General features: G+C 71.3%; 11 protein-coding genes. 3 read left to right on the top strand and 8 right to left on the bottom strand.

Going from position 1 to position 11,166, the window contains the following annotated elements:
- The 3 genes from H0488_RS17765 to H0488_RS17775 all read right to left on the bottom strand — a co-directional run.
- Positions 1 to 334: hypothetical protein (locus tag H0488_RS17765; protein WP_220794738.1), on the bottom strand; the 334-nt coding region annotated here is incomplete at its 3' end.
- Between the two features lie 402 nt (positions 335 to 736).
- Positions 737 to 1,450: a TIGR03936 family radical SAM-associated protein gene (locus H0488_RS17770; protein WP_183100578.1), complete on the bottom strand. Its 714-nt coding sequence runs from the start codon at positions 1,448 to 1,450 to the stop codon at positions 737 to 739.
- Between the two features lie 16 nt (positions 1,451 to 1,466).
- Positions 1,467 to 2,648 (bottom strand): winged helix DNA-binding domain-containing protein, encoded by a 1,182-nt coding sequence (locus H0488_RS17775; protein WP_183100579.1) that lies wholly within the window; start codon positions 2,646 to 2,648, stop codon positions 1,467 to 1,469.
- Positions 2,649 to 2,718: 70 nt separating this feature from the next.
- Here H0488_RS17775 and H0488_RS17780 point away from each other — a divergent pair, with 70 nt between their 5' ends.
- The 3 genes from H0488_RS17780 (at position 2,719) to H0488_RS17795 (ending at position 5,154) form a co-directional block, all read left to right on the top strand.
- Positions 2,719 to 3,384: a DUF4190 domain-containing protein gene (locus H0488_RS17780; RefSeq protein ID WP_183100580.1), complete on the top strand. Its 666-nt coding sequence runs from the start codon at positions 2,719 to 2,721 to the stop codon at positions 3,382 to 3,384.
- Between the two features lie 7 nt (positions 3,385 to 3,391).
- Positions 3,392 to 4,069 (top strand): DUF4190 domain-containing protein, encoded by a 678-nt coding sequence (locus H0488_RS17785; protein ID WP_183100581.1) that lies wholly within the window; start codon positions 3,392 to 3,394, stop codon positions 4,067 to 4,069.
- A gap of 866 nt (positions 4,070 to 4,935) precedes the next feature.
- Positions 4,936 to 5,154, top strand: coding sequence for a hypothetical protein (locus H0488_RS17795; RefSeq protein WP_183100583.1), 219 nt, complete (start codon positions 4,936 to 4,938; stop codon positions 5,152 to 5,154).
- A gap of 17 nt (positions 5,155 to 5,171) precedes the next feature.
- On the opposite strand, the gene H0488_RS17800 is transcribed toward H0488_RS17795, so the two are convergent.
- The 5 genes from H0488_RS17800 to H0488_RS17820 form a co-directional block, all read right to left on the bottom strand.
- Complete coding sequence (locus H0488_RS17800) at positions 5,172 to 5,906, bottom strand: DUF4184 family protein (protein WP_246372404.1); 735 nt, start codon at positions 5,904 to 5,906, stop codon at positions 5,172 to 5,174.
- Positions 5,907 to 6,057: 151 nt separating this feature from the next.
- Entirely contained in the window at positions 6,058 to 8,007 is a 1,950-nt protein-coding gene (locus H0488_RS17805; RefSeq protein ID WP_183100585.1) for a TIGR03960 family B12-binding radical SAM protein, read from the bottom strand.
- A gap of 11 nt (positions 8,008 to 8,018) precedes the next feature.
- The gene (locus H0488_RS17810) at positions 8,019 to 8,597 is read right to left on the bottom strand and encodes a TIGR03086 family metal-binding protein (protein ID WP_183100586.1); all 579 of its coding nucleotides are present in this window, start codon (positions 8,595 to 8,597) and stop codon (positions 8,019 to 8,021) included.
- Positions 8,597 to 9,577 carry a phosphotransferase gene (locus tag H0488_RS17815; protein WP_183100587.1) on the bottom strand — a complete coding sequence of 327 codons (981 nt, stop codon included), beginning with the start codon at positions 9,575 to 9,577 and terminating at the stop codon, positions 8,597 to 8,599. The genes H0488_RS17810 and H0488_RS17815 overlap by 1 nt, the downstream gene beginning before the upstream one ends.
- A gap of 48 nt (positions 9,578 to 9,625) precedes the next feature.
- Positions 9,626 to 11,166: S8 family peptidase (locus tag H0488_RS17820; RefSeq protein ID WP_183100588.1), on the bottom strand; the 1,541-nt coding region annotated here is incomplete at its 5' end.

Here is an 11,166-nt window from a genome sequence, read left to right on the forward strand (position 1 = left end):
CGTCGACGGAGGTCGCGTCTGCCTCGGCCTCGGCGGCCGGAGCCTGCTCGTCGGCGGGGGGCTCGGCGGCGGCCTTCTTGGCGGTGGTCTTCTTCGCGGTGGTCTTCTTCGCGGCGGCCTTCTTCGCCGGCGCCTTCTTGGCGGCCGCCTTCTTCGCGGGCGCCTTCTTCGCGGCGGCCTTCTTCGCCGGCTTCTCGGCGGGGGCCGCGTCGGTGGAGGCCGTGTCCGCGGCAGTCGGGTCGGTGGTCGCCCCGGTGGTCGCCCCGGAGGTTGCCTCCGCCGCTGCTGCTGGTGTTGCTTCGGTGTCGACGGTGTCGACGGTGGTGTCAGCCATGCGCTGCTCCTCCGCCGGCCAGCCTCGCGGCGGCCGGTCGTGTCATCGCCGCTCGATCCCGGGGAGCCGGGTCCTGCGACGCAAGCCTTCGTCGGGACGACACCCTCCGCGGAGCGTCACTGGCGGCTGGGTCCTGCCTGCCGCGGTCGCGTGGCCCCGGGTTGTCATTCCGGGTGCCGGATCGCTGTCACCGATCCGGAGAACCTGCGTCGCGGTCTGGCGAGGTCTCTGCCTCCACCGTGCCGGGCCCGTCTGCGTGCTACGGAACCGGCGAGAACGTCGTCGAATCGGTCCTGCTGGCGCCTCATCGGAGGTGGGCCGTCGGTGGCCGATCTGTGGCGAGTATCGCACAGAGGGGGTGGACGCGGAGCATCCCGGCGCGTCGGGCTCCCACCCGGTAGGTCAGGCGAGCGGGTCGCCGACCGTGCCCGTGGTCTCGTCCAGCGGACCTTGGGCGAGGCGCGTCAGCAGCGCCGTCGCAGGGGCGGCGAACCCGGCGACCTCGGCCAGTCCGGACAACACGTCGTCAGGTCGTACGGCGGGCACGGTGTGCCGGAGCACCAGCGCGAGCGCGGGCTCACCGGCTGCCTCGGTGACGTCCAGCGAGACGACGGCGGCGCGGCAGTCGAAGCTGCGCAGACCCTTCTTCGTCATCCGCTCGACCGCCACCGACTCGGTGGCGAGGAAGGCGGCGACCGCCGCGGCCACCTCCACCGGGTCCGCTCCCCGAAGCTCGACCAGCCAGGCGCTCGCGACCAGCAGGTCGGCGAGCGCTCCCCCGGGCGACTCGACGATCGTGGCCACGTCGAGACCGTCGGGAAGAGCCTCGTCGAGCGCGCGTCCGATCTCCTCGGGGTCCCGGCGCTCGGACAGGCCGAGCTCGAAGTACTCGGCCTCGCTCGCCGCGCCCGTGGGCGACGCGCCGGCGTACGAGATCCGCGGATGCGGGTGGAAACCGGAGGAGTAGGCCATCGGGATGTCCGCGCGGACCACCGCACGCTCCACCGCCCGGCTCACGTCACGGTGACTCGTGAACCGCAGCCGGCCGCGCTTCGCATAGCGGATCCGCAGCCGCTGGACCGGCGGGGCCTGCTGCTCGGGCTGCTGACGACTCACGGGGGCTGATGCTAGGTCACCCGAGCCGGGCGCCCTTCATCTGCGGGGAGGCGTAGACGTTGACGATCCGCAGGCCGTCGAGCCACCGCGTCAGCCGCTCGGCCTCCGCCTCGAGCGCCTCCGTCGCCTCGGCGCCGACGTCGTGGCGCAGCACCACCCGGACCACCGCGTCGTCGTCCTGCACCCAGCAGCCGACGATCCGGCCGTCCCACCAGGCGGTGTTGCCGGCGTTGCCGTTGCTGTCGAAGAGGTACGGCGTGTCCGCCGGGTCGAGGTAGAACGCCCTCTCCTTCCAGCCCATCACCGTCGGGTCGAGCGTGGGCAGCAGGGCCGCCCACGGCGCGACCGGCGGGACCGGCTCGAGGTCGTCGGGCAGCACCCACCCCGTTCCGCCGCCGTCCAGCGTGACCTCGGCCGCGCCGACGTCAGCCAGTGCGCGGCGCACGATCGTCTTGGTCGCGCCGAGCCACCAGACGATGTCGGTCTCGGTGCCGGGGCCGAAGGTCGCCAGCCAGCGCCGGACCAGCTCGGCGTACGCCTTCTCTACCGGCCACGTCTCCTCGGATTCGCGGAGCCAGAGATCGCTGCGCACCCAGGTCGGCTTGTTCAGCCGCCAGTGGCCGGCGTTGGGGCCGCGGAGGACACGCCCCTCGGCGCCGAGGGTGTTCATCACCCACGCGCCGATCGGGAACTCGCCTCCCCACTTCTTCTCGGGGGTGCCGATGGAGAAGCGGCCGTCGAGCGCCGGCACCAGGTCGCGCAGCTCGCGGGTCGTGCGCGGCACCCCGTCGGCCATCGCGGCGAGCACGTCAGCGGTGACGGCGGCGATCCACGCGTCGGCGTCGACCGCGAGCCCGGCGCCCAGCACCGACTTGGCGAGCTGGGTGCGCTGCTGGGCGGCCACCCGGGCCGCTGCGCTCCCCCACGCGGCCGGCAGCAGGTCGCGCGGGAACACGAAGAGCGTGCGCCGCATCGCCAGCTGCTTGACCAGCACGCGGTCGTCGTACAGCGCGGCATCGACGTCGGCCACCGTGACGCCGGGGACCCGCGCCCACAGCGCCAGGTGCACGGTGGCGGCCTCGGTGGCGTGCAGGACGGTCATCGCCCGGGTCGCGGCGACCACGTCCGGGTGCCCGCCGGAGAGACCGTGCCGCCGGGCCAGCCGGGCCCGCCGCTCGCTGTCGTCGATGTGCCGCATGCGGACATCCTCACCAATCGCGGGGACATTCTGCAGCCGGGGAACCGCAGGTACCTCTAGGCTGCTGGCCGTGAGCAACCCTTATGGCAACGACCCGTACGGCCAGCAGCCCTCGAACCCCTACGGCGGATCGGGCGGCTCGTCGTTCAACGCGCCCGGCGTCGGCGGCTTCGAACAGCCGAAGACCGACGGCGTCTCGATCGCCTCGCTCGTGCTCAGCCTGCTCTGCTGCGCACCGGTCGGCCTGATCCTGGGGTTCGTCGGCATCAGCCGCACCAAGGGCGGCAAGCGCAAGGGTCGCGGACTCGCGATCACCGGCATCGTGCTCGGCCTGATCGGTCTGCTCGCGTGGGTCGGCATCGCCATCGCAGCGGTCGCCGGCGTCGCGTGGTTCGACTCGCTCGTCACGCCCGACGAGGCCGAGGTCGGCCAGTGCATCAACGTCGACGACGACGACAACGACGCAGTCCTGCTCTACGAGAAGGAGTGCAACGAGGAGCACGACGGCGAGATCGTCGCGGTCGCCGAGGTCGACGACGAGAACCGCGAGTCGATCAGCTCGGGCATGGTCGACGCCTGCACCACGCTGATCTCCCCCGAGGACCTGACCACGCTGCTGGCGGTCGAGGGTCTCGAGTTCAACGCCGTCATCGAGGACCCGTCCGACGTCGACAACGGCGACCACCTGGTCTGCTACGTCACGAGCGACGACAAGCTCGACGAAGCCCTCCTCTGAGCCGAGCATGAGCTACCCGTACGGCGGTCCGCCGGAGCCTCCCCGCGGACCCGAACCCGGTCAGGGCGCTCCCTACGCGCCCTACGGCAGCAATCCGTACGGCGCTCCGGCGCCGGCCACGGGCCACGGCGTGGACTCCGTGTCGATCACGGGTTTCGTGCTCAGCCTGCTGTGCTGCACGAGCCTGATCGGCCTGATCCTCGGCATCGTCGGGCTCAGCCGCACCAAGAACGGCGTCCGGAGTGGTCGGTGGGCGGCGGTCTCGGCCGTCATCATCGGCGCCGTCGGCACCCTGATGTGCGCCGGGATGCTCGGCTTCTTCATCTGGTTCGGCACCAGCACGGTCACCCTGAGCGGCGCGGACGTCGGCCAGTGCGTCAACGTCGACGACTACTCCTCCAGCAACGACGCGACGTTGTTCAAGAAGGACTGCGACGAGTCGCACGACGCCGAGATCGTCGTGGCCGACGACTTCGACAGCGCCCAGATCGACGCGTTCGACGAGGACTTGCCGGCCGCCCTGTGCGAGTCGGAGCTGAACGAGGAGTACGCCGCGGCGTTCGCCACCGGCGGCTACGACCTCGACATCGTCTTCGAGGCGCAGGAGCCGGAGACCGGGGACGACTTCGTCTGCCTCCTCGAGAACGCCGACGGCAGCAGCCTCAAGGAGCCGATCGCGGACTGACACCCGCCGAGCGGCGTCGGTCCTGATCTGCAGATTCACCATTCAGTAGCGCCGTCAGGCCCTACGCTGCGGTGCGTGGGTCAGGATCCCTACGGCGACCAGGGTGGCTTCACGCCGTACCAGCCGGACGCGACGCCCGACGGCGAGCCACCGGGTGCCGGTGCCGCCGACGAGTCCGCCGTGCACCCGCCGTACGTCCCGTACGGCGCCTCGACCGGGACGTTCGCCGCGCCGCCGGTCGCCATCACCACCAGGTCGGCCAGCCGCCGCCTGCTGCCGTGGCTGGTCGGCTTCATCGTCGTGATCATGACGTGTGGCGGCGGCGTCGGGGGGATCATCGCGGCCTTCACCGGCTCCGACGACGACAGCGCCAGCAGCAGCAGCGGAGGCGGCTCGGAGGGCGGTCTGCTCGCCAACGAGCTCGCGGCGGGTCAGTGCCTGATCGGCGCCGGCCTCGACCCGGGCAGCAACGACCCGGTGTCCGGCCTCGAGGTCGTCGACTGCTCGGTGGGGCACGACGCCGAGGTGATCGCCGTCAACGTCCTCGACGCCGAGGAGGCGGCCGCCTACGACTTCGAGGACGACGACGGTGCGTTCGACAGCTGTCGCGNCGAGGACGACGACGGTGCGTTCGACAGCTGTCGCGACTACTTCTCGCCCGCGCAGAGGGAGCTGCTCAACCAACCCGAGCTCTACCTGATCGCGCTCACCGAGAGCCAGGACCCCGCGCCGTCCGACAAGGTCGCGTGCCTGCTGACCAGGGCGGACGGGAAGCCGCTCCACGGATCCCTGAACGAGCCGACCCCCGAGCCCCCGATCTCGCCGGCGTAACGGATCGCTCCCAGGGCATCGGGTACCTCCGCTGCATGACAGACGAGAGGTTGGAAGCAATCCAGGCAGTCGTCGACCGCGTGACCTCGTGGCAGGACGGCGCGCCCGAGGGCACCGTCGCCGAGGAGCTGCGTCGCGGCGCCGGCGAGGTCGGCGTCGATCTCAGCGAGGAGGAGGTCAACAAGCTCGCCGACGTGATCGAGGACCGTCACGGAGCCGTGTCGGCGGCCGAGGTGCTGGGCCGCGCCGGCTAGCCCGACGAGCGCGTGACCTACGGACGGGTCGCGGCGCGGCGGTGTCGCGCCACCTGCCACGCCAGGCAGGCGACTCCCCCGGTCATCGTGACGGTGATCAGGCTGTTGATGACACCGTGGAACGCCATCGCGTGAAACCCGCTCGGCGCCTTGATCGCCGCGGTGATCGCCCCGACGAGCCCGGCGACCGTGACCACGGCCGGCAGCACCACGGCCGGTAGCACCGACGGGCCGCGGTCGTCAGGGATCGGGTCCCGCGACCGGAGATAGGTCACCACCGCCCACCCGACGATCACGAGGCCGATGACGCCGGAGGAGTACTGGATCCACTTCAGCCCCAGCAAGCCCTCGTGCTCGGTGCGCAGCCACTCGATGTGGCGCGGTCCCCAGCGGCCGGGATGGGTGAAGGAGTCCCACAGGAGGTGGGTCGCGGCGCCGACGGAGCCCGCTACCGGCACGAGCAGCCGCTCCCGCCGGGTCGGCCGGATGGTTGCGGGCAGACGGGAGCGGACCTGCTCGGGCGCCAGGTCGACCAGCGCGTCACGAACCAGGTGGAACCAGAGCAGCACCACGCCCGTTGCCAGGACGACGTCGACCACCAGGACGCCGACGACGCTGTGGGTGACCTCGTAGCCGCGGACCCAGCCCAGGAAGAGCGGGATGTCCGGCACCATCGACCCGGCCGCGAGCGCGGTCATCGGGAGGCCGAGCCGTCGGAGCGGCAGGATCGCCGCCGGATGGGCGAGGGTCATCGGCACCCGCGAAGGGTAGCGACACGGGTGCGCCATCTCCCGCGGCTCACTCCGGTCCTTGGTGACACACCTGTGCCACCAAGGATGGTGGACCGTCCCGACGTCGTGGCTCAGGCGTGCCGACGTCGAAAAGCCCGGCGCGGACCGCCGATCAGACGACCGAGAGCGGCAGCAGCGTGTGGCCGGTGGGGCCGATCTGGATCTCGGTGCCCATCTCCGGGCACACGCCGCAGTCGTAGCACGGGGTCCAGCGGCAGTCCTCGACCTCGACGTCCGACTCACCCGAGGCCACGGCGAGGGCGTCCTCCCAGTCCGACCACAGCCAGTCCTTGTCGAGGCCGGAGTCGAGGTGGTCCCAGGGCAGGATCTCGTCGTACTCGCGGTCGCGCGTCGTGAACCAGTCGACATCGACGCCGGTGCCCGCGAGGGCGGACTCCGCCGCGGCCATCCACCGGTCGAAGGAGAAGTGCTCGCTCCAGCCGTCGAACCGGCCACCGTCGCGCCAGACCTGCTCGATGATCGCGCCGACCCGACGGTCGCCGCGGGACAGCAGTCCCTCGACGATGCCGGGCTGTCCGTCGTGGTAGCGGAAGCCGATCGCCCGGCCGTAGCGCTTGTCGGCGCGCACGACCTCGCGCAGCTCGCGGAGCCGGCGGTCCGTCGTCTCGACGTCCAGCTGGGCGGCCCACTGGAAGGGCGTGTGCGGCTTGGGGACGAAGCCGCCGATCGACACCGTGCAGCGGATGTCGTTGCGGCCGGACACCTCGCGACCCTTGGCGATCACCTTCTTCGCCAGCTCGGCGATCTGCAGCACGTCCTCGTCGGTCTCGGTCGGCAGGCCGCACATGAAGTAGAGCTTCACCTGGCGCCAGCCGTGGGAGTACGCCGTCGCGACCGTGCGGATCAGGTCCTCCTCGGTGACCATCTTGTTGATCACCTTCCGCATCCGCTCGCTGCCGCCCTCGGGCGCGAACGTCAGACCGGAGCGCCGGCCGTTGCGGGAGAACTCGTTGGCCAGCGTGATGTTGAAGGCGTCGACCCGGGTCGACGGGAGCGACAGCGAGACGTTGGAGCCCTCGTAGCGGTCGGCCAGGCCCTTGGCGACCTCACCGATCTCGGTGTGGTCGGCGCTCGACAGCGACAGCAGCCCGACCTCCTCGAAGCCGGTCTTCTTCACGCCGTTGTCGACCATCGCGCCGATCGTCTCGATCGAGCGCTCGCGCACCGGGCGGGTGATCATCCCGGCCTGGCAGAACCGGCAGCCCCGCGTGCAGCCGCGGAAGATCTCGACACTGAACCGCTCGTGCACCGTCTCGGCGAGCGGCACCAGCGGGTTGGCGGGATAGGGCCAGGAGTCCAGGTCCATCAGTGTGTGCTTGCGGACCCGGTCGGGCGCCCACGGCCGGTTGGGGAGCACGGCGGCGATCTGCCCGTCGGCTTCGTAGGAGACGTCGTAGAACTGCGGCACGTAGACGTTGCCGCTCACGGCGAGCCGGCGCAGCAGCTCCTCGCGCCCGCCGGGCGAGCCCTCGCCCTTCCACTCGCGGACGACCTCCGAGATCGCGAGGACGACCTCCTCGCCGTCGCCCAGCACGGCGGCATCGATGAAGTCGGCGATCGGCTCCGGGTTGAACGCGGCGTGGCCGCCGGCGATCACGACCGGGTGCTCCTCGGTGCGGTCGACCGCGTGCAGCGGGATGCCGGCGAGGTCGAGCGCGTTGAGCATGTTGGTGTAGCCGAGCTCGGTCGAGAAGCTCAGGCCGAACAGGTCGAACGCGCCGACCGGCCGGTGGCTGTCGACGGTGAACTGCGGGATGTCGTTATCCCGCATCACCCGCTCCATGTCCGGCCACACCGAGTAGGTGCGCTCGGCGAGGATCCACGGCCGCTCGTTGAGCACCTCGTAGAGGATCTGGACGCCCTGGTTGGGCAGGCCGACCTCGTAGGCGTCGGGATACATCAGCACCCACCGGACGTCGGTCTCGTCCCAGTCCTTGCTCACCGAATTGAGCTCGCCACCGACGTACTGGATCGGCTTGGAGACCGACAGCAGGTGCGGTTCGAGGCGGGGGAAGAGCGACTCTGCCGAAGGGGAGGGCATAAGGAGCGATTCTACGAGCCGGGTGGCGCCCAGCCCGCATCACGACCGAAGCGGGCCAGCAGGTCGTGCTGGGCGTCGCCCGTGAGATCGGCCTGCGCGCCGACCACGCCGGCGCCCCGGTAGATCTCCTCCCGCTCGGCGAACCACTCCCCCAGGGCGGTCACCAGCTCCGGATCCATCCGGGTGTCGCCGCCGGTCGCGACTGCCAGGTCCCAGCCGTGGATCAGGTGGTCGGCGGCCAGCTGCCAGATGTACTCGTCGGGTCGCTCGTCGCCGTACGACAGGTGCACGGTGTCGCACTGCGGCAGCAGCTCGGCGACCGCCCCGGTCGCGTCGTCAGCAGCGGAACGAGCGGTCTCGACCGGCGCATCGCCGAGCAGGTCGCCGTCGAACCGGTCGCCGACCTCCTCGATCGTGCGGCCCTGGAGGAGCGGCTCGGTCCAGAGGTCCTCGCCCACCACGTGGTTGACCAGCGCCCGCACGTCCCAGTCGGCACACGGGGTCGGACCGGTCCAGTCGTCGTCGCCGACGGTGTCGAGGCACAACCGCCACCAGTCGACGGTCCTGCGGTGCATCTCCTCGGTCTCCATCACACCAGTCCTCTCTCGAAGGCTCGGCCGGCCTGTGCCAGCCACCAGTCCAGTCCCGCCCGCTCGCGGGCACGCACGGCCTCGTCGGGATGCTCGACGATGTCGAGCGCCTTGTTCCAGCCCAGCCAGGTCAGGCTCCCGAGCAGCGCGAGCTCCAGCGAGGCTTCGTCGTGGTCGGCGCCCGCGACGTCCCGCTGGAGGGCGAGGAACTCGTCGAACGAGACGTCGAAGGTGTGTGCGCAACCGACGAGGAGCCGCGCGACGTCCATCTCCGCCGGCCCGACCGTGGCCACGCCCCAGTCGAAGAGGGTCACGCCGTGGGGCTCGAGCGCCATGTTGACCGTGGCGACATCGCCGTGCAGGAGCGTCGGCGTCCGCCCCGCGAGCGCCCGGACGAGCGCCGTCCCGTCCTGGGACAGGGCGAGCACGCGCTGCCCGACCTCGTCCGCGGCGACCACGGCGAAGTGCTCCCAGCCACGGAGTGCGGCGTCGACCAGGGGCACGCCGGCGTAGGGACGGATCCGGTCGGGTTGGAAGATGCCGACGACCGAGTCGAGCGACGTGGGCAGCGGATCGGTCCGGCCGCGGTGCGCGGCGTGCAGGTCGCGGAGCCCGCCCAGGACGACACGCAGCTGGGCGGCCGAGAGCAGGTGGTCCCAGGTCAGCACGGCGTCGCCGAGGTCGCGCATGACGACGACCCCGCGGCCGTCGTCGTCGTACCAGGCGGCGAGGATGGGGTGGCGCACCGTCGGCGGCAGGTCGTCGAGCACGCCGTCGAGGAAGAGCTCGACCTCGCGGCCCCGCTCGTCACCGACCATCCGCATCACGAAGTCCGAGCGCGGGTCGTAGCGCTTGACGACGACCCGTCGTCCGTCGGCCAGGGTCACCCGCTGCAGGGCGGCACCCGACCGTCCGTCCTCACCCAGCGTGCCGTGCGCAGTCGCCGAGTCGAGCGCGGCCCGGTCGATCACCGCCGCCATGTCTCCATGGTGCTCCTGATCGACCGGGCGCGCACCCCCCTCGGTGGGTCAGCTCACGGACGTGTCATCGATGACGAAGCTCGTCTGCAGGCTGGAGTCCTCGGTGCCGGTGAACTTCACCGTCACCGTCTTCCCCGCGTAGGCCGCGAGGCTGAAGGACCTCAGGACGTAGGACGAGCTCTTGTTGAGGTTGGAGTACGTCGCCAACGTGGTGGTCGTGCCACCGGAGACGACCTGCACCCGGAGCGTGTCGTACGCCGTCGACGTGGTGGTCTCCGCCGAGTCGATCCGCAGGTAGAACGCCAGGGTCTTGGTGCCGCTGGACGGCAGGGTGACGCTCTGGCTGAGGGTGTCGGTATTGGACGAGCCGTAGCCGTTCAGCCACGCCTTCCACGACCCGCTGCGGGCCGGCCGGCTGGTCGAGCTGGTGATCACGCCGGACGTCGCGGCCCAGCTGGTGTTGCCGGACTCGAAGCCGGGGTTGGCGAGCAGGTTGCCCGACGGCGGCGGGGGCTCGGTCGTGCCGCCCTCGAGCGTGTAGAGCAGACGGTTGGGCGAGCCGGTGCCGGGGTTGGTGACCTTGCCCGTGGTCGCGTTGGACGTCAGCCACGACGCGACCGCCGACGGCGACGCGGTGCTGTGGGCCTGCAGGTAGAGCGCGGCGGCGCCGGCCACGTGCGGGGTCGCCATCGACGTGCCGCTGATGGTGTTGGTCGCGGTCGTCGAGGTGTGCCAGGCCGAGGTGATGCCGGAACCGGGCGCGAAGATGTCGAGGCAGGAGCCGATGTTGGAGAAGTCCGACCGCGCGTCGCTGCTGGTCGTCGAGCCGACCGTGACCGCGGCCGCGACCCGGGACGGTGAGCCGTTGCAGGCGTTGGCCCCGTAGTCGTTGCCGGCCGCCACGGCGTAGAAGACGCCGTCGCTGATCGAGTTGTTGACAGCGGTGTCGAGCGCCGAGGAGACGCCGCCGCCGAGGCTCATGTTGGCGACCGCCGGCCCGCTCGTGTGGTTCGAGGTGACCCAGTCGATGCCGGCGATCACGCCGGAGTCGGTGCCGTTGCCGCTGCAGTCGAGGACCCGGACCGGGATGATCGTGACGCCCTTGGCGACGCCGTACGTCGTGCCGCCGACGGTGCCGGCCACGTGGGTGCCGTGCCCGTTGCAGTCGGTGGTGCCGCGGCCGTCGCTGATCGCGGAGTAGCCGGCCGAGGTGCGGCCGGTGAACTGGTTGTGGGTCGTCAGCACGCCGGTGTCGATGATGTACGCCTTCACACCCGAGCCGGTGACGTCGTAGTGGTAGGTCGAGTTCAGCGGCAGGTTGCGCTGGTCGACCCGGTCGAGACCCCAGGTCGCGCCGGTCTGGTCGGCGTCGATGGAGACCCGCCGGTCGGCCTCGATGTAGGCGACCGCGGGGTTCGCGCGGAGCGCCCGCACGGCCCGGGCGGGCAGCTTGGCGGAGAAGCCCTTGAGCACGGTCGTGTACTCGTGGATGACCCGGCCGCCGTTGTCACGGGCGACCTCGCGCGCACCGCTCGCGGTGGTGCGCGAGGTCTGCGACTTCAGGACGACGATGTAGCGGCCGTCGATCG

Source organism: Nocardioides pelophilus (assembly GCF_014180685.1).
Taxonomy (GTDB): Bacteria; Actinomycetota; Actinomycetes; order Propionibacteriales; family Nocardioidaceae; genus Nocardioides; species Nocardioides pelophilus.